Source organism: Streptomyces sp. NPDC004327, assembly GCF_042873935.1.
GTDB lineage: Bacteria > Actinomycetota > Actinomycetes > Streptomycetales > Streptomycetaceae > Streptomyces.
Genome location: NZ_JBIAME010000003.1, coordinates 58,110 through 79,231, shown reverse-complemented (window position 1 = coordinate 79,231; position 21,122 = coordinate 58,110). Strand labels below are relative to the sequence as shown.

Below are 21,122 nucleotides of genomic sequence, written 5' to 3'. Positions count from 1 at the left end.
TCCGCACCTCTACCGCGCCCCGTGCGCCCCGCATGCGGCGCGCGCCCGCCGGAAGGTTTCTCTCTCACCCGTCCGGCGGAGTCCCGGTGCGGTGAGCAGCGCCGGTGCAGCGAGCCGCCCCGGTGCGGTGAGCCGCTTCAGGGCGTGAAGACCTCCTGGAGGCTGTCGATCGAGCCGTCGCCGCCGACGTCGTACCGGAAGACGAGCCCGGAGTCCGGGTGCCCCTTCACCCAGTCGATCAGCTCCTGCACGCCGATCCGCTGGTTCTCGGTACTCGTGATGATCGGATTGGTCGCGGTGACGTACGCGGCCCCGTCCATCGCCCAGCGCGCCTCCTCGCCGCTGACGACGAACGGCGCGCCGTCGCTGTCCGGGCTGCCGCAGCCCCAGGCGCCGTGCTGGAAGACGAGGTTGACCTTGCCGGTGCTCCCGGGGAGCTCTTCGATGCGGTAGAGGGCGATCTCGTCGGGGTCGTAGTGGTCGGGGTCCGGCGCGGCGGTGACGCAGCCGCTCCCGGGCTTCTTCACCGACGACTTGGCCGGCGCCGGCGCCGGCTTCACGGACGGCTTGGCCGGCGGCTTGGCCACGGACTTCACGGACGGCTTAGGCGCGGCCGCGGTGGTCGCCGCTTCCGCCGGCCCGGTCGTGGCGGGCGCCTGCGTGGCCGGCGCCGAACCCACCGCACTCGGCGCACCCGCCGCCCCGGCCCCGCTCGCGCCCCCGCCCTTCTGGCACCCGGTCACCACCCCGGCCAACGCCACCGCCGTCACCACGGCACCGACCGTTCTCACCGCTCCGAAGCGCCTGACACCCATCCGGGACTCCCCCTCATGCCACGGCGGCCGCCCACGGACCGCATCCCGGCCCGGAACGTAGCAACAGGCCACCCACGAGCGCGATATCCAGCCACTCTCTGTCACGCATCCGAGACAATCCCCCCACCGGAACACGAAAAAGCCCCCGTCCCGCCGCGCACAGGCGACAGCGGACCGGGGGCCGTTCCGTAGCTGGGGACTACTTCTTGCCCTGGTTCTTCACGGCCTCGATGGCGGCCGCCGCGGCCTCCGGGTCGAGGTACGTGCCGCCCGGGTTCAGCGGCTTGAAGTTGGCGTCGAGCTCGTAGGCGAGCGGGATGCCCGTCGGGATGTTGAGGCCCGCGATGTCGGAGTCGGAGATGCCGTCGAGGTGCTTGACGAGGGCGCGGAGGCTGTTGCCGTGGGCGGCGACGAGGACCGTGCGGCCGGCCAGGAGGTCCGGGACGATGCCGTCGTACCAGTACGGGAGCATGCGCTGGACGACGTCCTTGAGGCACTCGGTGCGCGGGCGCAGCTCCGGCGGGATCGAGGCGTAGCGGGCGTCGCGGGCCTGCGAGTACTCGTTGTCGTCGGCGAGGGCCGGCGGCGGGGTGTCGTACGAGCGGCGCCACAGCATGAACTGCTCCTCGCCGAACTCGGCGAGCGTCTGCGCCTTGTCCTTGCCCTGGAGCGCGCCGTAGTGGCGCTCGTTCAGGCGCCAGGAGCGGTGGACCGGGATCCAGTGGCGGTCGGCGGCCTCCAGGGAGAGCTGCGCCGTGCGGATGGCGCGCTTCTGGAGGGAGGTGTGCACCACGTCCGGGAGCAGGCCGGCGGCCACCAGCAGCTCACCGCCGCGGGCCGCCTCCTTCTCGCCCTTCGGCGTGAGGTTGACGTCCACCCAGCCGGTGAACAGGTTCTTCTCGTTCCATTCGCTCTCGCCGTGGCGGAGGAGGATCAGCTTGTACGGTGCGTCGGCCATGCGTCCGAGCCTAGACGACGCCTGACGATTGACGCGCACCGTCAATTCACTGGCGTCCGGCGTATGAGATGCGTAAGTTACGAGGACGCTAAGCGGGACTTACACAGGACGTTCACACACCAGCGCCTTCAACGCTGCCGGCACGCACCAGCGACACCACCAGGGGGGCCGCCCACCCATGTCCATCGACTCACTCAAACGATCAGCGCGCTCGACCGTCTCCGGACTGCCGGGCGCCTTCTGGTGGCTCTGGCTGTCGACCCTGGTCAACCGCACCGGGGCCTTCGTCCTCACCTTCCTCTCCCTCTTCCTCACCCAGGAGCTCGGGCACTCCGCCTGGTTCGCCGGGCTGGTCGTCGCCCTCCACGGCCTCGGCGGCGTCGCCGGCTCCCCGCTCGGCGGCATGCTCACCGACCGCTGGGGCCGCCGCCCCACGATGGTCACCATGCACCTGGCGGCCGCCGCCTGCTCCGTGCTGCTCGCGCTCGTCACCAGCGCCTGGGGCATCGCGGTCGTGGTCCTCCTGATGGGCGTCGCGATGCAGGGCGTCCGGCCCTCCATCAACGCCGCCATCGCCGACCTCGTCCCCTCCGACGACGTCCGCCGCGCCTACGCCCTCAACTACTGGGCCCTCAACCTCGGCTTCGCCATCGCGGCCATCGGCGGCGGCGTCGCGACCGTCCTCGGCTACCGCACGCTCTTCGTCGCGGACGCCGTCGCCACCACCCTGTGCGCCCTGATCGTCTTCCTCCGGCTGCCCGAGACGCGCCCGGAGACGAAGAAGGACGAGGCGAGCGCCGCCGGCGCGCAGGAGAAGGTCAGCATCGGCACCGTCCTGCGCGACGCGCCCTTCCGCACCCTCGTGCTGCTCAACCTGCTGATCTGCCTGGTCTTCACGGCCCCCTGGATCGGTCTGCCGCTCACCATGGCCGGCGCGGGCCTGGCCCCGTCCGCGTACGGCGTCGTCATCGCCGTCAACGGCTTCGTGATCGTCGCGTTCCAGCTGCTCGTCAACAAGATCACCGACAAGCGCTCGCCGGCGATGCTGCTCGGCGTCTCCTCGCTGCTCTTCGCCCTCGGCACCGGCGCCACCGCGCTCGCCGGCTCCTCCCTGGCCTTCGCCGCGACCGTCATCGTCTGGACGATCGGCGAGATGGTCCACGTCCCCACCAACGCCGCCGCGACCGCCCGCCTCGCCCCCGAGCACGCCCGCGGCCGCTACCAGGGCGTCATGGGCATGTCCTGGGCGGTGGCCGGATTCGTCGCCCCGATCGGGGCCGGCGCGATCGTCGACGGGCCCGGTCCCGACGTCCTGTGGATCGCCTGCGCGGTCATCGGCGCCGTCGCCGCCCTGGGCTACCAGACGCGGCTGCGCGCCGCCCTCGCGAACGCCGAGGAAGAGGGCGCGAAGGACGAGAAGGAAGGGAAGGAAGGGAAGGAAGGGAAGGAAGGGATGGCGAGGAAGGCGGAGATGGCGGAGGAGGCGGGGAGCCAGGAGGTCGCGGACAGCGCGGCGGCCGCCGGGGCCGTCAGTTCGCCGGCTTGCGCGTCAGGTTCCTGAACGCGTCCAGGTTGCGCGTCGACTCGCCGCGCGACACCCGCCACTCGTACTCCCGGCGGATCGCCGACGCGAAGCCCAGTTCGAGCAGCGTGTTGAAGTCGCCGTCCGCCGCCTCCAGGACGGACCCGAGGAGCCGGTCGAGCTCCTCGGGGGTGACGGCGGCCAGCGGCAGCTTGCCGGCCAGGTAGATGTCGCCGAGGCCGTCGATCGCGTACCCCACCCCGTACAGCTTCAGGTTGCGTTCGAGCAGCCAGCGGTGGACGCCGGCCTCGTTCTCGTCGGGGTGGCGGATGACGAACGCGTTGAGCGAGAGGGAGTGGCGTCCGACCCGCAGGGACAGGGTCGTGAACAGCTTGCGGGTCCCGGGCAGCTTCACCACGTACGCGCCCGGCTCCGCCGACTCCCACTCCAGTTGGGCGTCCTTGAACGTGTCCTCGACGATCCGCCGGACCTGCTCCGCCTCGACCTCAGCCATGGTGGGAGCGTACGCGACGGCGGTGCTCCCGGTGATCGCGCAGCCGGTGGTCGTGGATCGCCGCCGTGTAGACGTCCGCCGTCGCCGCCGCCGCCGTGTCCCAGCCGAACAGACCGGCGTGCCGGGCCGCCGCCGCGCCCATCCGGGCCGTGAGCGCCGGCTCGTCGACGAAGCGGGCGAGCGTCCTGGCGTAGTCCACCGGGTCGTGGCCCTGCACCAGGAAGCCGGTGGCCTCGTCCCGTACGGCCACGGGCAGACCGCCCACCGCGGCCGCGACGACCGGGGTGCCGGCCGCCTGGGCCTCGATGGCGACCAGGCCGAAGGACTCGCTGTACGAGGGGACGACGAGGACGCTGGCGGCGCGGAACCAGTCCGCGAGCCGGTCCTGGCCGACCGGCGGCTGGAAGCGCACGAGATCGGCGATGCCCAGCTTGGCGGCGAGCTTCTGCAGCCCCTCCGGCTTGGCGAGGCCGCTGCCGCTCGGGCCGCCGACCACCGGCACCACCATGCGCCCGCGCAGCGAGGGATCGCGGTCCACGAGCAGGGCGGCGGCGCGCAGCAGGATGTCCGGGGCCTTCAGCGGCTGGATGCGGCCGGCGAAGACGGGGATGAAGGCGTCGCGCGGCAGGCCGAGCCGGGCCCGGGCGGCGGCGCGGCCGTCGGCCGGCCGGAAGTGGTCCAGGTTCACCCCGGGGTGCACGACGGCGATCTTCGCCGGGTCCGCCTCGTAGAAGCGGGCGAGCTCGTCGGCCTCCTCCGCCGTGTTGGCGATCAGCCGGTCGGCCGCCTCGACGATCTGCGTCTCGCCGATCACCCGGGCCGCGGGCTCGGGCGTGTCGCCCTCCGCGAGTGCCGCGTTCTTCACCTTGGCCATGGTGTGCATGGTGTGGACGAGCGGGACGCCCCAGCGCTCGGCGGCGAGCCAGCCGACGTGGCCGGAGAGCCAGTAGTGGGAGTGGACCAGGTCGTAGTGGCCGGAGCGGTGGCCGGCCCACGCCTGCATCACGCCGTGCGTGAAGGCGCACAGCTGGGCCGGCAGCTCCTCCTTGGCCAGGCCCTCGTACGGTCCCGCGTCCACGTGCCGTACGAGCACGCCGGGCGCGAGCTCGACGACCGGCTGGAGGCCGCCGGCGTTGGCCCGGGTGAATATCTCGACCTCGACGTTGATCGCGGCGAGGCGCTTGGCCAGCTCCACGATGTAGACGTTCATGCCGCCCGCGTCGCCCGTGCCGGGCTGGTGCAGGGGCGAGGTGTGCACGCTGAGCATGGCCACGCGGCGCGGGCCGCGGTGCCGGCCGGGAAGCCGGAGCCGGGGCGGCGCCGCCAGGGTGCCGGCGAACCGGGACACGTACTGGCTCACGTCGGCGTCCTTCCGCTGTCGGGCATGACGATGTCGGGCATGGCGAGCGAGGGTGCGTCGCACCCCGCTACGGCGACAACACCCGGCCGGGCCCGTTTCATTTCCCGCGTCGCGGCCGCTTTGCCAATTCGTTGCGAGGTCAGCCGCGTGTCCACCACCCTTTACGCTCGTTTCATGGCATCCCGCACCACCGGCCCGTCGGGCACCCGCCCCACCGGCGCCCTCCCCCAGAGCTCCGCCTGGGGGCACCCCCATGTCGCTTCGCTCGTCGGCACGGTCACCCGCGGGACCACCAACCCCAACCGGCTGCGCCGCCAGGACCGCTGGATCGCCGCCGTGCACGGCCCGGCCCTGCGCCGCTCGGACGCGCCGCCCGTCGCCGTCGACCTCGGTTACGGCGCCGCGCCCTGGACCGCCGTCGAGCTGCTGGCCCGGCTGCGCACCGCCGACCCCCGCACCCTGCTCTACGGCATCGAGATCGAGCCGGCCCGGGTCGCCGCCGCGAAGCCGTACGAGCGCGAGGGCCTGGAGTTCCGGCACGGCGGCTTCGAGGTGCCGGTGCCCGGCGGGATCGCGCTGATCCGGGCCGCGAACGTGCTGCGGCAGTACGACGAGGAGCAGGTCGCGGCCGTCTGGGAGCGGCTGTGCGCGCGCCTCGCGCCCGAGGGGCTGCTCGTGGAGGGGACCTGCGACGAGATCGGCCGGCGGCACGTGTGGGTGGCGCTCGACCGCTCGGGGCCGCGGACGGTGACCTTCGCGACCCGGCTGGGCTCGCTCGACCGGCCGTCCGACCTGGCCGAGCGGCTGCCGAAGGCGCTGATCCACCGGAACGTGCCGGGCGAGCCGGTGCACGCGTTCCTGCGGGACTTCGACCGGGCGTGGGCGGCGGCGGCCCCGTTCGCGTCGCTGGGCGCCCGGCAGCGCTGGATCCGCGCCGTACGCGATCTGGCGGCCGACTGGCCGCTGACGGACGGCCCGCGGCGGTGGCGGCAGGGCGAGGTGACGGTGCGGTGGGAGGCGCTGGCACCGAACTCCCCCTGACTTTCCGCCGACTTCACCCCGACTTCCGGCCGTCCGGGGAACGCAACAGGAGCAACGCTCGTCCCCACTAGGGGGAAGTGACCCGACAGGCCCGGCTTTCCCCTGTTGTTTTCCGGTTGCGCATGGCACTATCGCCAAGGTCACGACCAAGTTACTGACGGTAAATCAGAAGCATCCACGCAGGTCGCTTGAGGGGGAGCCAGTGAACCGACGCCGCCACGCCATCGCCACGCTCACCGTGGTCTGCGCCCTGACGGTGCTCGCCTCGCCGGCGCTCACCCTCCAGGCCGCCGCCGCCCCGCTCCCCCCGCCGCCGAAGCAGCCGCAGAAGACCCTCGAAGAGGTCCGCGAGGAGATCGACGAGCTCTACCGGCAGGCCGCCGTCGCCACCGACGCGTACAACCTCGCCGAGGAGAAGAGCAAGGCGCAGTCCGCCGAGATCGTGCAGCTGGCCCGGATGATCGTGGCCGGCCAGCAGAAGATCGCGGACCTCAAGGCCCGGGCGGGCGCGACGGCCCGGGCCCAGTACCGCAACGGCGGTCTGCCGGAGGGCGCCCAGCTCGTCCTCACCAACGACCCCCAGCTCTTCCTCGACAACGCGGGCCGGCTCAAGGAGGGCCAGAAGGCCACCGCCGACCTGCTCGACGAACTGGACCGCACCCAGGGCGAGTTGACCACCTACGCCAAGGACGCCAGCGACAACTGGACCAAGCTGGAGGCCAACCGGGTCAAGCAGGCCCAGGCGAAGAAGGAGATCAACGACAAGATCGACGCGGCGAAGCTGATCGAGTCCCGGCTCGCCGCCGAGGAGCGCGCCCGGCTGCTCGCCCTGGAGCAGCAGGCGCAGTACCGGGCGCAGACCAAGTGGCTCGGCTCGGGCATCCTCAAGGACCTGAACGAGCAGGCGACCCCGGCCGGCAAGCGGGCCGTGGAGTTCGCCACCGCGCAGATCGGCAAGCCGTACGTGTGGGGCGCCGAGGGCCCCGGCTCGTACGACTGCTCGGGGCTGACCCAGACCTCCTGGGGCGCGGCCGGCCTGACCATCCCGCGCACCTCGCAGGAGCAGTGGCGGCTGCTCAAGCACGTGGACATCAAGGACATGCGCCCCGGCGACCTGATCGTCTACTTCAAGGACGCCAGTCACATCGGGATGTACGTGGGGAACGGGGCGATCGTGCACGCGCCGCGCCCCGGGCGGAACGTGACCATCACGGGCGCGGGCTCGATGGAGATCCTGGGCGTCGTCCGCCCGGAGTGACGCCGCGCACACCGCGCACACCGCGCAAGGCCGGGGACACCGGGGACACCGGGCACACCGGGCATACGGGGCACGGGGCCGGCAGCGTCCTCCGCCGCCCCTGGAGTGAGCTTTGTCATCGCCCCGGGGGCAGTCGGGGCGATGACTACCTCCCCATCCGCGGCATATGCCAGCGCGTTCCCGCGGCCCGCCGCGTGATCGCCATTCCGCATCGGCGCACGGGCCCGCTATGGTCGGTCCCCGGCCCTCGGGGGGAGGGAAGGAAACCAGACCGATGCCCGTACCCGTACCGCGCCAGAGAATCGATTCTCCCGCGGCACCCGGAACGACCGGCACCACCGCCACGACCGCCGGCACCGGTGGCACCGTCACCGACCTCACGCTCCTCGTCGTCGAGGACGACCCGGCGGGCGCGCTCGTCGTACCCGACATGCTCGGCGGGGCCGGCCCCCGGCTCCGCGTCCGCACCGCCCGCAACCTCACCGAGGCCGAGCGGCTGCTCACCGACGACGTGCACTGCGTCCTGGTCGACCTCGCCCTGCCCGCACCCCGCGGCGCGGAGGACGACCCGCTCGCGCCGCTCCGCCACATCCTGCGGCTCGCGCCGCGCCACGCCGTCCTCGCCCTCGCCGCCTCCGCGGACGCGGAGCTCGCGGCCGAGGCGGTACGGGTCGGCGCGCAGGACCACCTCTTCCGCGAGGAGCTCGACGGCCGGCTGCTCAGCCGGGCCATCCGGTACGCGGTCGAGCGCAAGCGCGCCGACGCCGTGCAGGTCAAGCTCGCCGAGTCCCGGCTGCGCGCCCAGGAGAACGCCCGCCTGGAGCGCGGTCTGCTGCCGACCCCGCTCCTGGAGGGCTCCGAGCTGCGCTTCGCCGCCCGCTACCGGCCCGGCCGCTCCCGCGCGCTGCTCGGCGGCGACTTCTACGACACCGTCCGCACCCCCGACGGCACCGTCCACGCCATGATCGGCGACGTCTGCGGCCACGGCCCGGACGAGGCCGCGCTCGGCGTGGAGCTGCGGATCGCCTGGCGGGCGCTGACCTTCGCGGGCCTGTGCGGCGACGAACTGCTCTCCACCCTCCAGCAGGTCCTGGAGCACGAGCGGGAGAGCGACGAGATCTTCGCGACCCTCTGCACGGTCGACATCGCGCCCGACGGCCGCCGGGCCGGCCTCTCCCTGGCCGGCCACCCCGCGCCGCTGATCGCCCGCCACGGCCTGTCCGCCCGCCTCCTGCCGTACGAGGACGGGGGCCCGGCCCTCGGCCTGCTGCCCCGCGCGCGCTGGCCGCGCCGGCAGGTGGAGCTGGGCGCGAGCTGGAGCCTGCTGATGTACACCGACGGCCTGATCGAGGGCCGCTCGGCGGGCCCGGGCTCACCGCGGCTCGGCCAGGACGGCATGGTCGAGATGATCAACCGGCAGCTGGCGGCGGGACTGCGCGGCGAGGAACTGCTCGACGCGGCGGTCACCGAGGTGCGCGAGCTGAACGGCGGCGAGCTGACGGACGACGTCGCGGTGCTGGCACTGGAGCGCGGGGTGGAGTGAGGGGCCGGCTGGCTCCCGGTCCGGCCCTGGAGCGGCCGCGGGCCCGGACCTGGCCCTGGCCCCTGGCCCCTGGCCCCTGGCCCGGGAACGGCTCCGGCTCCTCCGGCTCCGGCTCCGGCCCGGTCCTGGTCGTCGCCCCGGCCCCGGAACGCGGCAGGGCCCGGGGTCGGTGACCCCGGGCCCTGCGCGCCGTGACGGCTACCGGCCGCCGTTGTAGGGGCCGTACGGTCCGTCGCTGCTGGAGCCGCCGCGCCGGCCGCCGCCGGAGACGCGCCGCAGGGCCGGCCGCACGTCGACCATGAAGACGATGGCGGCGATGAGCCCGGCGATCTGCAGGAACAGCATCGGCAGCAGCAGATTGAGGATCAGGTTGATCCCAAGCAGGATCAGCCAGAACTTCTTGGTCTGCTTGTCGGCGGCGCGATAGGCGTCCTCGCGGCCCATGGCTGCGAAGACGAACGCGGCGACGGCGAAGCCGGTGAAGACCAGGAAGGTCACCAGATTGAGGATCGAGTCGAAGCCGTTCGCCAACATGCTGTGCACCGCCTAGGTGTGTGGGTGGAGCGCCTCGCGGCCAAGGTACCCGTTACAACGTTCCGGACACCGGGTTTGGTGCCCGGACCGGGGACTACTCGCCGCTTTCGGCGGCGACGGCCTTCTTGGCGGGCGCCTTGCGGGCGGTCCGGCGGGCGGCGGGCTTGGACGCCGCCTCGTCGGCACCGGCCTCCGGCTGCTCGACGATCCGGGCCTCCGCGGTCCCGGTCTTCGCGGTCCCGGTCTTCGCCGTCCCGGCCTCCGACTCGGGCTGGGGGTCGACGACGACGGTGATCTCGGCGAGCTCCTCGGCTGCCTCGCCCCGCCACGCCTTGACGGCCTCCTCGCCGTGGGCGGCGAGCTCCTCGTACTTCTCGCGCGCCTTCACCGCGTACTCCGCGGCGACGCCGACGCCGCGCAGCGCCAGGTCCTGGGCCTGCTCGCCCAGCTTCTTCAGGTCGGTGTCGATGCCGCCCACGAACTCGACGAACTTCGCCTGCGCCTTCTCCTGCACCGCCTTCGGGTCCGTCTTCTTCACGGCCTCGATCCGGGCGGGCGCCTCGGCGGCGAGCTGCTCGATCAGCCCGGGCACCTTCTTGGCCTGCTGCACGGCGAGGTCGGCGGTGCCGGCGGCGAAGTAGAGGGGGGTACGGAGTTCGTCGATGATGGCCATGGTCGTGGTCCTCCCGGTAGTTCTACCTGTCGGTGGGCTGCCCGGCAGCGTTCTCCGCTGCGTTCTCCTTGCGGAAGGAGTCGTAGATCTGGAGCAGCACCTGCTTCTGCCGCTCGTTGATCGAGGGATCGGCCAGGATGACGGCGCGCGTCTCCAGCTCGTCCCGCTCCTTCTCGTCGAGGATCCCGGCGCGCACGTACAGCGTCTCGGCGGAGATCCGCAGGGCCTTGGCGACCTGCTGGAGCACCTCCGCGCTGGGCTTGCGCAGCCCGCGCTCGATCTGACTCAGATACGGATTCGACACCCCCGCGGCCTCGGCGAGCTGCCGCAGGGACAGCTGCGCGGTGCGCCGCTGTTCGCGCAGGTACTCACCGAGATTGCCGACGTTGAGCGATGCCATGCCTCGACCCTGCCAGCCCGCGCTAACTATTGCAAGCAGGCGCTTGCAATAGTTCTGTTACGTGTCGCCCTCAACTTCCGCTGCCCCCGCCGCGTCCCCGCGCGCCCGACCCCGCGCACGGGACCTCACGCACCCGACCTCACGCACCGCACCCTCACGCGCCCGACCTCACGCGCCCACGTACGCCGCCAGGTGCTCCCCCGTCAGCGTCGAGCGGGCCGCGACCAGCTCCGCCGGGGTGCCCTCGAAGACGACGCGGCCGCCGTCGTGGCCGGCGCCGGGGCCGAGGTCGATGATCCAGTCGGCGTGGGCCATGACGGCCTGGTGGTGTTCGACGACGATGACGGACTTGCCGGCGTCGACGAGCCGGTCGAGGAGGCCGAGGAGCTGCTCGACGTCGGCGAGGTGGAGGCCGGCGGTCGGCTCGTCGAGGACGTAGACGCCGCCCTTGTCACCCATGTGGGTGGCCAGCTTGAGGCGCTGGCGCTCGCCGCCGGAGAGCGTGGTGAGCGGCTGGCCGAGGCTGAGATAGCCGAGGCCGACGTCGGCGAGGCGCTCCAGGATGCGGTGGGCGGCCGGAGTGCGGGCGTCGCCGGCACCGAAGAAGCGTTCCGCCTCCTGGACGGACATCGCGAGGACCTCGGCGATGTTCCGGCCGCCGAAGTGGTACTCGAGGACGGACGCCTGGAAGCGCCTGCCCTCGCACTCCTCGCACACCGTGGACACCCCGGCCATCATCGCCAGGTCGGTGTAGACGACGCCGGCGCCGTTGCAGGTCGGGCAGGCGCCCTCGGAGTTGGCGCTGAACAGCGCCGGCTTCACGCCGTTGGCCTTGGCGAACGCCTTGCGGATCGGGTCGAGGAGACCGGTGTACGTCGCCGGGTTGGAGCGCCGCGAGCCGCGGATCCCGCCCTGGTCGACCGACACCACGCCCGCGCCGGCCGGGATCGAACCGTGCACCAGCGAGCTCTTGCCGGAGCCGGCGACGCCGGTGACGACGGCGAGCACGCCGAGCGGGATGTCGACGTCGACGTCGCGCAGGTTGTTCGCGCTCGCGCCGCGCACTTCGAGGACGCCCGTCGGCTTCCGTACGGAGTCCTTGATCGCCGCCCGGTCGCCGAAGTGGCGCCCGGTGACCGTGTCGCTGTCGCGCAGCGCGGCCACCGTGCCCTCGAAGCAGACGCTGCCGCCCGCCGCGCCCGCGCCGGGCCCGAGGTCGACGACATGGTCGGCGATCGCGATGGTCTCCGGCTTGTGCTCGACGACGAGGACCGTGTTGCCCTTGTCGCGCAGCCGCAGGAGCAGCTTGTTCATGCGCTGGATGTCGTGCGGGTGCAGCCCGGTGGTCGGCTCGTCGAAGACGTACGTGACGTCGGTGAGCGACGAGCCGAGGTGCCGGATCATCTTCACGCGCTGTGCCTCGCCGCCGGAGAGGGTGCCGGACGGGCGGTCGAGCGCGAGATAGCCGAGGCCGATCTCCACGAACGAGTCGAGCGTCTGCTGGAGCGTCGCGAGCAGCGGCGCCACCGAGGCGTCCTCGATGCCGCGCACCCACTCCGCGAGGTCGCTGATCTGCATCGCGCACGCGTCCGCGATGCTCTTCCCGCCGATCTTCGAGGAGCGCGCGCCCTCGTTGAGCCGGGTGCCCGCGCAGTCGGGGCAGACGGCGAAGGTGACCGCGCGCTCGACGAAGGCGCGGATGTGCGGCTGGAGGGAGTCGATGTCCTTGGACAGCATCGACTTCTGCAGCTTGGGGATCAGGCCCTCGTAGGTGAGGTTGATGCCCTCGACCTTGATCTTGGTCGGCTCGCGGTGGAGGAGGTCGTTCAGCTCGCGCTTGGTGTAGCGGCGGATCGGCTTGTCCATGTCGAAGAAGCCGCTGCCGGAGAAGATCCGGCCGAACCAGCCGTCCATGCTGTAGCCGGGGATCGTCAGGGCGCCCTCGGCGAGCGACTTCGTGTCGTCGTACAGCGCGGTGAGGTCGATGTCGGAGACCGCCCCGCGGCCCTCGCAGCGCGGGCACATGCCGCCGGTGATGCTGAAGCTGCGCCGCTCCTTGACCGTCCTGCCGCCCTTCTCGACGGAGACGGCACCGGCGCCGCTGATGGAGGCGACGTTGAAGGAGAACGCCTTCGGGCCGCCGATGTGCGGCGTGCCGAGCCGGCTGAAGAGGATCCGCAGCATGGCGTTGGCGTCGGTGGCGGTGCCGACCGTGGAGCGCGGGTCGCCGCCCATCCGCTGCTGGTCGACGGTGATCGCGGTGGTCAGACCGTCGAGGACGTCGACCTCGGGACGGCCGAGGGAGGGCATGAAGCCCTGGACGAAGGCGCTGTACGTCTCGTTGATCAGCCGCTGCGACTCGGCGGCGATCGTGTCGAAGACGAGGGAGCTCTTGCCGGAGCCGGAGACACCGGTGAAGACGGTGAGCCGCCGCTTCGGCAGCTCGATGCTGACGTCCTTGAGGTTGTTCTCGCGCGCGCCGTGCACGCGGATCATGTCGTGGCTGTCGGCGGCGTGCGACGGCTTGCTCATCGTGTCTCCTCGGTGGTGGCTCGCAGCAGCCAGGCTAGGCGGGGCGGGGCGCCGCTGCTTCTCGATTCCTGACCGGCCCCGGGGCGCGCGGTACGTAGGGTGGAGGCGTGACGCCGACGCTGGACGACCTGGTGAGACTGCGCCGCGCGCGGGACATGATCGACCGCGACTACGCGGAGCCGCTCGACGTGCCGGCGCTCGCGCGGGCCGCGCTGATGTCGGCCGGGCACTTCCAGCGCAGCTTCCGGGCCGCGTACGGGGAGACGCCCTACAGCTATCTCATGACCCGGCGGGTCGAGCGGGCGAAGGCACTGCTGCGGCGCGGCGACCTGAGCGTGACGGAGGTGTGCTTCGCGGTCGGGTGTACGTCGCTGGGGTCGTTCAGCACGCGCTTCACGGAGCTGGTCGGGGAGAGCCCGAGCGCGTACCGGGCGCGGAACCACGAGGCGGGGGAGCCGATTCCGGCGTGCGTGGCGAAGTTCCTGACGCGCCCGACGCGCGCACCGCGCCGGCCGGACCCGGAACCGAATCCGGAAGCGGTCAGGAACGGAGAAGCGGAAAGCCCCGCGGACTCCTAACGTCGGTGCCATGAACACCAACGCCACCACCATCAACCTGTCCCAGTGCTTCATCGCCGTCGACGACCACGACAAGGCGCTCGCCTTCTACCGCGACGCGCTCGGCCTCGAGGTCCGCAACGACGTCTCCTTCGAGGGCATGCGCTGGGTCACCGTCGGCTCGCCCACCCAGCCGGACGTCGAGATCGTCCTGGAGCCCCCGCTCGCCGACCCCAACGCCCCGGCCGCCGACCGCCAGGCCGCCGCCGAACTCCTCGCCAAGGGCATGCTGCGCGGCGTCATCTTCCGCACGGACGACGTCGACGCCACCTTCGAGCGCATCCGCGAGGCGGGCGGCGAGGTCCTCCAGGAGCCCATGGACCAGCCCTACGGCGTCCGCGACTGCGCCTTCCGCGACCCGGCCGGCAACATGCTCCGCTTCAACCAGCCGCGCGCCTAGGACTGTCCGGCGGCTCAGGACAGGTCGGCCCCAGCCCCCGCCGCCACTCCCGGCCCGGCCGCCGTTCCCGGCCCGGCCGGCACTCCCGGCCCGGCCGCGAGCCGGGCCACCCAGGCCGCGACGGCGGCGTAGTCGCCCTCCCCGAGGCCCGTGCGCGGATCCACCCGGTGCAGGAGCGCCGGCGCCGGGTGATGGGCGGCCGTCCAGGCGCGGTCGGGGCCGGTGATCTCGTCGTCGAGCCAGACGTACGGGCGGCCGCCCGCCCAGACGGACAGGGCGCGGGTCTTCCAGTGGAGTCCCGCGGCCGCGTCGGCGGGGTCGTCGTCCGGCCAGTCGACCACCGGCAGCGGCCGCAGCCCGAGCCGCGGCGCGAGCAGCTCGTTGGCGTCGTGGCCCCATGTGGTCGCCCAGACCAGTTCGCAGCCGAGGGCGGCGAGGCGCGGGCCGTGGGCCGGGGCGAGGGGGGAGAGGAGGGGGCGGGCGTCCGGGGGCGGGGCGGGGGCGTAGGAGGGGTACGGGGCCGGGGCGCCGAAGGGGATGAGGGGGCCGTCCACGTCGAGGAAGAGCAGGGGCCGCATGCGGCCAGCCTGCCACGCGACCCACTCGTACGCTCGTCGATAATCCGCGACAAAACGGTTCTCGTTACCCTGGCCGTATGACTGCCATGGCGCCCACCCGCACCGAGCCCGACCTCTCCTACCTCCTCGACCACTCCAGTCATGTCCTGCGCAGCCAGATGGCCGCCCGGCTCGGGGAGATCGGGCTGACGGCGCGGATGCACTGCGTGCTGGTGCACGCGCTGGAGGAGGAGCGGACGCAGGCGCAGCTCGCCGAGATCGGGGACATGGACAAGACGACGATGGTCGTGACCGTGGACGCGCTGGAGAAGGCGGGACTGGCGGAGCGGCGGGCGTCGAGCGCGGACCGGCGGGCGCGGATCATCGCGGTGACCGAGGAGGGGGCGAAGGTCGCGGCGCGGAGTCAGCGGATCGTGGACGAGGTGCACCAGGCGGCGCTCGGGGCGCTGCCCGAGGAGGAGCGCGAGGTGCTGGTGCGGGCGCTGAACCGGCTGGTGACGGGGCACCTGGAGACCGCCGTCGAGGGGCCGCGCACCGCTCGCCGGGCACGCCAGAAGAGCTGAGACCAGAGCTCGTTCCGAGATAGATGGTCTACAACAAAACTATCTGTTAGCGTTCTTCCTGTCGCCACACCGACAGGAGACCCCGCCATGCGCACCTCCCGCTGGACCGCCCTCGCCGTCCTCGCCACCTCCCTCCTCATGACCGTCCTCGACGGCAGCATCGTCACCGTCGCCATGCCCGCCATCCAGGCCGACCTCGGCTTCACGCCCGGCGGCCTCAGCTGGGTCGTCAACGCCTACCTCATCGCCTTCGGCGCCCTGCTCCTCCTCTCCGGCCGCCTCGGCGACCTCTTCGGGCGCAAGCGGATGTTCCTCGCCGGCACCGGACTCTTCACCGCCGCCTCCCTCCTCGCCGGCGCCGCCGCCGGCCCGGGCGTCCTCATCGCCGCCCGCTTCCTCCAGGGCGTCGGCAGCGCCATGGCCTCCGCCGTCAGCCTCGGCATCCTCGTGACGCTCTTCCCCGAACCCCGCGAACGCGCCCGCGCCTTCGCCGTGTTCGGCTTCACCGGCGCCGCCGGCGCGTCCATCGGGCAGGTCGCCGGCGGGCTGCTCACCGACGCCCTCGCCTGGAACTGGATCTTCTTCATCAACCTCCCCATCGGCGCCGCCGCCCTCCTCCTCGCGCTGCCCACCCTCCCCAAGGACCCCGCCAGGGCCATCCGGGGCGGCGCCGACGTCCTCGGCGCGCTGCTCGTCACCTCAGGCCTGACCACCGGCATCTACACCGTCGTCAAGATCCAGGAGTACGGCGCCACTTCGGCCCGCACCCTCGGCCTGGGCGCCCTCGCGCTCGCCCTCCTCGCCGGATTCCTCGTCCGCCAGGCCACCGCCGCCCGGCCCCTGATGCCGCTGCGGATCCTGCGCTCCCGTGCCGTCGCCGGCGCCAACCTCGTGCAGATGCTGATGGTCGCCGCCCTCTTCTCCTTCCAGATCCTCGTCGCCCTCTACCTCCAGAAGGTCCAGGGCTACGGCGCCGCCGAGACCGGACTCGCGATGCTGCCCGCCGCCGCCGTCGTCGGCACCGTCTCGCTCGGCCTCGCCGCCCGCCTCATCACCCGCTTCGGCGAGCGCAACGTCCTGCTCACCGGCCTCGTCCTGCTCTTCGGCGTGCTCGGCCTGCTGACCCGCGTGCCCGTCCACGCCTCCTACGCCGTCGACCTGCTGCCGGTGATGCTCCTCGCCGCCGGCTTCGGACTCGCGCTGCCCGCGCTCACCGGGCTCGGCATGTCCGGTGCGAGCGAAGAGGACGCGGGCCTCGCCTCGGGCCTGTTCAACACGACCCAGCAGATCGGCATGGCCGTCGGCGTCGCCGTCCTGTCCACGCTGGCCAACGCCCGCACCGAGAGCCTCACCGCCGCCGGCCGGCCCGTCGCCGAAGCGCTCACCTCCGGCTACCACCTCGCCTTCGCCACCGGCGCCGCCCTGATCGTCGCCGCCTTCGCCGTCGCCTTCCTCCTCCTGCGTACCGACAAGTCCGCCCCGGCCGCCCCGCAGGAGCTGACAATGGCCGTGTGAGAGCCGACCGACCCGTCGCCGCTCTGCTCTTCCGCCAGACCAGGGGCCCGCACGACAGCCCCCGTCACCGCCGCCGAACTCACCCGGATATACGGCCCGTCCGCCCCAACGCCTCCGGCAACGGCTCCCGGTGCACCAGGTCCAGCCGCGACACCGCCCGCGTGAGCGCCACGTACAGCCGGTGCAGCCCGCGCGGCTCGGCCGCCACGATCGCGGCGGGCTCGACGACCACCACGTGGTCGTACTCCAGGCCCTTGGCGAGCGACGCCGGGACGACGGAGACCCGCTCCCCGAAGCCGCACGCCGCCAGCCCGGCCACCGCCCCGTCCGCCGCGATCACGCCCACCGAACCCTCCTCCTTCAGCGCCTCCTCCACCGCCTCGGCCACCGCCTGCCCCAACCCGTGCTCCGCGTCGCGTGCCTGACGCACGGTCACGGCCCCGCCCGCCCGCAGCGACCGCCCGGCCGGCACGCCCGCGCCCAGCTCGGGCAGGAGCCGGTTGGCGAGCTCGACGACGGCGGCCGGTACCCGGTACCCGGTGGTGAGCGGCACCAGGGCGGCATCGGGCTTGCCCAGGTGGGCCAGTTGCTCGCGCCAGTCGCGGGCGGCCCACGGCGTGGTGCCCTGCGCGAGGTCGCCGAGGACGGTGAGCGAACCGAAGCCGGCGCGGCGGGCGATGGCCCGGCACTCCATGGGCGACAGATCCTGGGCCTCGTCGACGACCACATGCCCGTAGCTCTCGGGGCGCTCGATCAGTCCGGCGAGTTCGTCGAGGAGGACGAGGTCGGCGGCGGTCCAGCGGGCGCTGCGGTACGAGCGCGGGGGCTTCGCCCAGCGGATCGCCGCCCGCTCCCCCGCGTCCAGGAGCGGATCGGCCGGCTCGGTCAGCACCTCGGCGAGCACCTCCTCCGGAGTGACCTTGGGCCAGCAGGCGTCCACGCACGCCGACACCGGCCGCGCCCGCTCGATCCGGCGCACCCAGGCGGCGCCGAGCACCCCGGCCCGCCGCTCCGCGCGCAGCCGCAGCGCGCGCACGATCCGGGCCCGGACCCGCTCGCGGCCGGTCGCGTAGGGCGGGGCCTCCTCCCGTACGGCCGCGACGATCCCGGCCAGCTCATGGGCCGGCACCCGCCATCGGTACGAGTCGTCCTTCACGGCCAGGTCCCCGGCGGGCGCCGGGTCCACCCGCGCGTACAGCGCCCGGCGCAGCACCTCCGCCATCCGCGCGTCGTGCTTGACCCGGGCCGCCGCCGCACCGTCCTCGGCGCGCACCTCGTGCCGGGCGATCTCCTCCGCGACGGTCGACTGGCGCACGCCGGTCTCGCCGAGCGCGGGCAGCACCTCGGAGATGTAGGAGAGGAAGGTGCGGTTGGGGCCGAGGACGAGGAGTCCCGAGCGCTGCAGCCGCTGCGGGTGGCTGTAGAGGAGGAAGGCGGCGCGGTGCAGGCCGACGGCGGTCTTGCCGGTGCCCGGCGCGCCCTGCACACAGATCGACTCGGCGGGCCCGGCCCGCACGAGATCGTCCTGCTCGGGCTGGAGGGTCGCGGCGATGTCCCGCATGGGACCGACTCGCGGGCGCTCGATCTCCCCGGCGAGGATCGCGCCCACCGGACCGGGCTCCACCCCCGGCCCCGACCCGGGCCCCGATCCGGACCCAACCCCCGATCCGGACCCGACTCCCGGCCCCGACCCGGGCCCCGATCCGGACCCGAACCCCGGCCCGGATCTCCCGTCTGCCCCCTCCGCCGCCAGTTGCTCGTCCTCCAGCGCCGTCAGGTCCTCCGACGCGCCCACGCTGCCCGGCGCCCAGCCGAACCGGCGCCGCCGCAGCACGCCCTGCGGGTCCTGCGGACCCGCCTGGTAGTACGCGCGGGAGACCGGGGCCCGCCAGTCGACGACGAGCGGCGGCGCGGCCGGATGCTCGGCGATGCGACGGCGCCCTATGTGGTGGACCTGGCCGTCCTCCAGGTCGAGCCGGCCGAAGAACAGCGGGCCCGGCGGCATCTCGCGGAACACCTTGGCGCGGCTGCGCAGGTGGTGGCCGAGGACCTCGGCGTCGGCCCCGGACGCGGCGGTGTCCTCGCCTATGACGACCTGCTGCTCGACGTCCTCGGTCATGCGGATGAGGGCGGCGCGGCAGGCGTCGTGATGGGCGCGTTCCAGGTCGAGGTCATGCCGGAGGAGCTTCATGCCTCCAGACTACCCGGATATCGTTACCCGGTAACGTTTTTTACTCGGTCATTCAGGGTGGGGTCCGGGGATCAGTACGGCAGGCCCTCCGCCAGCCGCCGGAACGCCAGCTCCGCCGCCGCCACCGCGTCCGGCAGCACCGCCTCGACCGGCTCCCCCGCCTCCACCCGCCGTACGTTCTCGTGCGCCAGGACCCGGAGCACCGCCACGATCTGCGCCGCCGCGAGCCGCGCGCCCAGCGAGTCGCCACTGCCCCGCGAGCCCTCGTTCCCCAGGTTGCCCGATCCCCCGCCCCGCGAGCCCTCGTCGCCCCGGCCCCCGTCGCCCGTACCGCCGAGCGCCGCCGCGAGCGCCTCCTCCGAGCGGCCCTGGTACGCGGACATCCGGGCGACCAGGGCGGGCGTGCCGTACAGCAGGCGCAGGAAGGCGAGCACGCGCGGATCGTCGTTCAGCCCCGTCACCGGGTCGCGCCGCTCCAGGCCCGCGAGGACGTGGTCGCGCAGCGCGTCGAGCGGCGGCACGCCGGCCGCGCGCGCCGCGGCCACCACCCGGGCCGGTTCGTCCTCGTGGTCGGCGAACCGGTACAGCGCCAGGTCCTCCTTGGCCGGGAAGTACCGGAACAGCGTCGGCTTCGACACCTCCGCCGCCGCCGCGATCTCCGCGACCGACACCGCGTCGAAGCCCCGCGCCAGGAACAGCTCGACGGCGGTGTCCGACAGCGTCTGCCGCGTCCGCTCCTTCTTCAGCTCCCGCAGCCCGCTCACGGTCACGCCCTTCGCCCGTCCTCGATCAGAACACGTCCATACTCCACGGCCGCCGCGAGGTGCGCAGCAGCAGGTCCGCCCGCGCCGCCGCCCCGGCCGCGGCCTCCTCGACCCGGCCGAGCGCCGCGAGCCGCACCGCCGACTCGTCGCCCAGCGCCAGCGTCGCCAACTCGGCCACGTCCAGGACCAGATCGGGCGCCGCCGTCGTCGGCGTGCACGAGCCGCCCTCCGGGGACGCGTCGAGCCGGTAGCGCCCGGCCGCGAAGCCGGCCGCGTCCCGCACGTCGAGGACGAGGCCGCCCTCGGTCGCGTACGTCCGCGGTTCGAGCACCTTCGGCACGTCCAGGATCCGCAGCCACAGCATGTCGGCGTGGGTGAGGACCTGCGCGGCGCGCGGATCGGGCAGGAGCAGCGGCAGGACGTCGTCGGGGGCGCGGTAGCCGGTGCGGACGCGGGTGATCCAGTCCACCGAGCAGACGTACCGCCACAGCGCGCGCTCCGCGGCCGGCGTCACGGCCACCAGATCGCGCACCTTCGCCGTGTTCGCCGGCTGCTTCTGGTCGCTCCACTTGTCGTCGGCGGTGTACGCGACATAGCCCTCGGCCTCGCCGGCGGCGGACCGGTAGACGGCGTAGAACGGCTCGGTCCACGGCTCGACGGGATACGAGTTGCCGGTGCCGATGTCCCAGCCGCGCGCCGTGCGGTCGGTGATCCCGGCGCGCTGCGCGGCGAGACGCCGGTGCAGTCCCGGGCCCACCTTGCGGATCTCGGCCCCGTCGGAGAGGTCGATGCGCCCGCCGCCTTCGACCTCGCCGGTGCGGCGGTCGAGGCCGGAGCGCGTCACGTCGACGACCCACTCGGTGGTCCAGCTGGCGACGCCGAAGCCGAACCGCCCGTAGATCGGGTACTCGGCCGCGATCAGCGTCGCGCACGCGTCGCCCCGCTCCTTCGCCCGCGCCAGGTCGCCCGCCATCATCCGGCTGAGCAGCCCGCGCCGGCGGTGGGTCGGGGCGACGGTGACCGCGCTGACCGCGTCCGCGGCGAGGTCCGCGCCCCCGACCGTGGACAGCCGCTGCGGGAAGGAGTGGAAGGTGGCGACGATGCGGCCGCGGTCGAAGGCACCGTAGGCGCGGTTCAGGTCGGTGTGCGGCCGCCGGTCGGCGATGTCCTCGTCCTTGATCACCGGCGGCATCAGGAAACCGGCCCGCTTGGCCAGCAGCCACTCCCGGAACTCGGACTCGTCGATGGCGCGCACCTCAAGGCTCATCCTTCGAGGCTATGCGGGCGGGAACGGCGCACGCACGCGAGTTTCCGCGGCCGGTCCGGTCGTTCGCCCGCTCACGC

General features: G+C 73.3%; 20 protein-coding genes. 8 read left to right on the top strand and 12 right to left on the bottom strand.

Annotated elements, in window-relative coordinates; all coding sequences use genetic code 11:
- Positions 1 to 137: 137 nt before the first annotated feature.
- Both ACFYU9_RS10810 and ACFYU9_RS10805 read right to left on the bottom strand, forming a co-directional pair.
- On the bottom strand, positions 138 to 587 hold the full coding sequence (locus tag ACFYU9_RS10810; RefSeq protein ID WP_389344224.1) for a hypothetical protein: 450 nt from the start codon (positions 585 to 587) through the stop codon (positions 138 to 140).
- A gap of 427 nt (positions 588 to 1,014) precedes the next feature.
- Positions 1,015 to 1,773: a phosphoglyceromutase gene (locus ACFYU9_RS10805; RefSeq protein ID WP_389205185.1), complete on the bottom strand. Its 759-nt coding sequence runs from the start codon at positions 1,771 to 1,773 to the stop codon at positions 1,015 to 1,017.
- Positions 1,774 to 1,951: 178 nt separating this feature from the next.
- Between ACFYU9_RS10805 and ACFYU9_RS10800 the strand changes: the two genes are divergently transcribed.
- Positions 1,952 to 3,334, top strand: coding sequence for an MDR family MFS transporter (locus tag ACFYU9_RS10800; RefSeq protein WP_389344222.1), 1,383 nt, complete (start codon positions 1,952 to 1,954; stop codon positions 3,332 to 3,334).
- On the opposite strand, the gene ACFYU9_RS10795 is transcribed toward ACFYU9_RS10800, so the two are convergent.
- Both ACFYU9_RS10795 and mshA read right to left on the bottom strand, forming a co-directional pair.
- Positions 3,303 to 3,809: a YbjN domain-containing protein gene (locus ACFYU9_RS10795; protein ID WP_389205187.1), complete on the bottom strand. Its 507-nt coding sequence runs from the start codon at positions 3,807 to 3,809 to the stop codon at positions 3,303 to 3,305. The genes ACFYU9_RS10800 and ACFYU9_RS10795 overlap by 32 nt on opposite strands.
- The gene (gene mshA, locus ACFYU9_RS10790; protein ID WP_389205188.1) at positions 3,802 to 5,169 is read right to left on the bottom strand and encodes a D-inositol-3-phosphate glycosyltransferase; all 1,368 of its coding nucleotides are present in this window, start codon (positions 5,167 to 5,169) and stop codon (positions 3,802 to 3,804) included. The genes ACFYU9_RS10795 and mshA overlap by 8 nt, the downstream gene beginning before the upstream one ends.
- A gap of 174 nt (positions 5,170 to 5,343) precedes the next feature.
- Between mshA and ACFYU9_RS10785 the strand changes: the two genes are divergently transcribed.
- The 3 genes from ACFYU9_RS10785 (at position 5,344) to ACFYU9_RS10775 (ending at position 9,011) form a co-directional block, all read left to right on the top strand.
- Positions 5,344 to 6,210 carry a class I SAM-dependent methyltransferase gene (locus tag ACFYU9_RS10785; RefSeq protein WP_389205189.1) on the top strand — a complete coding sequence of 289 codons (867 nt, stop codon included), beginning with the start codon at positions 5,344 to 5,346 and terminating at the stop codon, positions 6,208 to 6,210.
- Between the two features lie 202 nt (positions 6,211 to 6,412).
- On the top strand, positions 6,413 to 7,468 hold the full coding sequence (locus ACFYU9_RS10780) for an NlpC/P60 family protein (protein WP_389205190.1): 1,056 nt from the start codon (positions 6,413 to 6,415) through the stop codon (positions 7,466 to 7,468).
- Between the two features lie 274 nt (positions 7,469 to 7,742).
- Positions 7,743 to 9,011 (top strand): PP2C family protein-serine/threonine phosphatase, encoded by a 1,269-nt coding sequence (locus ACFYU9_RS10775; RefSeq protein WP_389205191.1) that lies wholly within the window; start codon positions 7,743 to 7,745, stop codon positions 9,009 to 9,011.
- Positions 9,012 to 9,209: 198 nt separating this feature from the next.
- Here ACFYU9_RS10775 and ACFYU9_RS10770 read toward each other — a convergent pair whose 3' ends face one another.
- The 4 genes from ACFYU9_RS10770 to ACFYU9_RS10755 all read right to left on the bottom strand — a co-directional run bounded on the left by ACFYU9_RS10770 (position 9,210) and on the right by ACFYU9_RS10755 (position 13,150).
- Positions 9,210 to 9,545, bottom strand: a complete 336-nt coding sequence (locus tag ACFYU9_RS10770; RefSeq protein ID WP_389205303.1) for a DUF2516 family protein — start codon at positions 9,543 to 9,545, stop codon at positions 9,210 to 9,212.
- A 94-nt stretch (positions 9,546 to 9,639) separates the two neighbouring features.
- The gene (locus tag ACFYU9_RS10765; RefSeq protein ID WP_389344221.1) at positions 9,640 to 10,218 is read right to left on the bottom strand and encodes a hypothetical protein; all 579 of its coding nucleotides are present in this window, start codon (positions 10,216 to 10,218) and stop codon (positions 9,640 to 9,642) included.
- A 22-nt stretch (positions 10,219 to 10,240) separates the two neighbouring features.
- Entirely contained in the window at positions 10,241 to 10,618 is a 378-nt protein-coding gene (locus tag ACFYU9_RS10760; protein WP_389205193.1) for a helix-turn-helix domain-containing protein, read from the bottom strand.
- A gap of 168 nt (positions 10,619 to 10,786) precedes the next feature.
- A complete protein-coding gene (locus tag ACFYU9_RS10755; protein WP_389344219.1) occupies positions 10,787 to 13,150 on the bottom strand; it encodes an ATP-binding cassette domain-containing protein in 2,364 nt (787 codons plus the stop codon).
- 155 nt (positions 13,151 to 13,305) lie between these two features.
- On the opposite strand from ACFYU9_RS10755, the gene ACFYU9_RS10750 reads away from it, so the two are divergent.
- Together ACFYU9_RS10750 and ACFYU9_RS10745 are read left to right on the top strand one after the other, a co-directional pair.
- Positions 13,306 to 13,728 carry a helix-turn-helix transcriptional regulator gene (locus tag ACFYU9_RS10750; protein WP_389205304.1) on the top strand — a complete coding sequence of 141 codons (423 nt, stop codon included), beginning with the start codon at positions 13,306 to 13,308 and terminating at the stop codon, positions 13,726 to 13,728.
- A gap of 10 nt (positions 13,729 to 13,738) precedes the next feature.
- Positions 13,739 to 14,167 (top strand): VOC family protein, encoded by a 429-nt coding sequence (locus ACFYU9_RS10745; protein WP_389205195.1) that lies wholly within the window; start codon positions 13,739 to 13,741, stop codon positions 14,165 to 14,167.
- A gap of 14 nt (positions 14,168 to 14,181) precedes the next feature.
- On the opposite strand, the gene ACFYU9_RS10740 is transcribed toward ACFYU9_RS10745, so the two are convergent.
- On the bottom strand, positions 14,182 to 14,745 hold the full coding sequence (locus ACFYU9_RS10740; protein ID WP_389344217.1) for an HAD domain-containing protein: 564 nt from the start codon (positions 14,743 to 14,745) through the stop codon (positions 14,182 to 14,184).
- A 77-nt stretch (positions 14,746 to 14,822) separates the two neighbouring features.
- On the opposite strand from ACFYU9_RS10740, the gene ACFYU9_RS10735 reads away from it, so the two are divergent.
- Positions 14,823 to 15,308: a MarR family winged helix-turn-helix transcriptional regulator gene (locus ACFYU9_RS10735; RefSeq protein ID WP_389344215.1), complete on the top strand. Its 486-nt coding sequence runs from the start codon at positions 14,823 to 14,825 to the stop codon at positions 15,306 to 15,308.
- An 87-nt stretch (positions 15,309 to 15,395) separates the two neighbouring features.
- Complete coding sequence (locus ACFYU9_RS10730) at positions 15,396 to 16,823, top strand: MFS transporter (RefSeq protein WP_389344213.1); 1,428 nt, start codon at positions 15,396 to 15,398, stop codon at positions 16,821 to 16,823.
- Positions 16,824 to 16,902: 79 nt separating this feature from the next.
- On the opposite strand, the gene ACFYU9_RS10725 is transcribed toward ACFYU9_RS10730, so the two are convergent.
- From ACFYU9_RS10725 to ACFYU9_RS10715, 3 genes are all read right to left on the bottom strand, one after another.
- Complete coding sequence (locus ACFYU9_RS10725) at positions 16,903 to 19,014, bottom strand: HelD family protein (protein WP_389344211.1); 2,112 nt, start codon at positions 19,012 to 19,014, stop codon at positions 16,903 to 16,905.
- A gap of 71 nt (positions 19,015 to 19,085) precedes the next feature.
- Positions 19,086 to 19,784 carry a TetR family transcriptional regulator gene (locus ACFYU9_RS10720; protein WP_389205199.1) on the bottom strand — a complete coding sequence of 233 codons (699 nt, stop codon included), beginning with the start codon at positions 19,782 to 19,784 and terminating at the stop codon, positions 19,086 to 19,088.
- Positions 19,785 to 19,803: 19 nt separating this feature from the next.
- Positions 19,804 to 21,045, bottom strand: a complete 1,242-nt coding sequence (locus ACFYU9_RS10715) for a GNAT family N-acetyltransferase (protein ID WP_389344209.1) — start codon at positions 21,043 to 21,045, stop codon at positions 19,804 to 19,806.
- Between the last annotated feature and the right edge of the window lie 77 nt (positions 21,046 to 21,122).

Excerpts from the sequence above, each read along its gene's own strand:
- ACFYU9_RS10775 (WP_389205191.1), top strand. The coding sequence starts at position 7,743 with ATGCCCGTACCCGTACCGCGCCAGAGAATCGATTCTCCCGCGGCACCC.
- ACFYU9_RS10750 (WP_389205304.1), top strand. The coding sequence starts at position 13,306 with ATGATCGACCGCGACTACGCGGAGCCGCTCGACGTGCCGGCGCTCGCG.
- ACFYU9_RS10795 (WP_389205187.1), bottom strand. The coding sequence starts at position 3,809 with ATGGCTGAGGTCGAGGCGGAGCAGGTCCGGCGGATCGTCGAGGACACG.
- ACFYU9_RS10725 (WP_389344211.1), bottom strand. The coding sequence starts at position 19,014 with ATGAAGCTCCTCCGGCATGACCTCGACCTGGAACGCGCCCATCACGAC.
- ACFYU9_RS10730 (WP_389344213.1), top strand. The coding sequence starts at position 15,396 with ATGCGCACCTCCCGCTGGACCGCCCTCGCCGTCCTCGCCACCTCCCTC.
- ACFYU9_RS10755 (WP_389344219.1), bottom strand. The coding sequence starts at position 13,150 with ATGAGCAAGCCGTCGCACGCCGCCGACAGCCACGACATGATCCGCGTG.
- ACFYU9_RS10805 (WP_389205185.1), bottom strand. The coding sequence starts at position 1,773 with ATGGCCGACGCACCGTACAAGCTGATCCTCCTCCGCCACGGCGAGAGC.
- ACFYU9_RS10740 (WP_389344217.1), bottom strand. The coding sequence starts at position 14,745 with ATGCGGCCCCTGCTCTTCCTCGACGTGGACGGCCCCCTCATCCCCTTC.
- ACFYU9_RS10760 (WP_389205193.1), bottom strand. The coding sequence starts at position 10,618 with ATGGCATCGCTCAACGTCGGCAATCTCGGTGAGTACCTGCGCGAACAG.
- ACFYU9_RS10785 (WP_389205189.1), top strand. The coding sequence starts at position 5,344 with ATGGCATCCCGCACCACCGGCCCGTCGGGCACCCGCCCCACCGGCGCC.
- ACFYU9_RS10715 (WP_389344209.1), bottom strand. The coding sequence starts at position 21,045 with ATGAGCCTTGAGGTGCGCGCCATCGACGAGTCCGAGTTCCGGGAGTGG.
- ACFYU9_RS10800 (WP_389344222.1), top strand. The coding sequence starts at position 1,952 with ATGTCCATCGACTCACTCAAACGATCAGCGCGCTCGACCGTCTCCGGA.
- ACFYU9_RS10765 (WP_389344221.1), bottom strand. The coding sequence starts at position 10,218 with ATGGCCATCATCGACGAACTCCGTACCCCCCTCTACTTCGCCGCCGGC.
- ACFYU9_RS10735 (WP_389344215.1), top strand. The coding sequence starts at position 14,823 with ATGACTGCCATGGCGCCCACCCGCACCGAGCCCGACCTCTCCTACCTC.
- ACFYU9_RS10770 (WP_389205303.1), bottom strand. The coding sequence starts at position 9,545 with ATGTTGGCGAACGGCTTCGACTCGATCCTCAATCTGGTGACCTTCCTG.
- ACFYU9_RS10745 (WP_389205195.1), top strand. The coding sequence starts at position 13,739 with ATGAACACCAACGCCACCACCATCAACCTGTCCCAGTGCTTCATCGCC.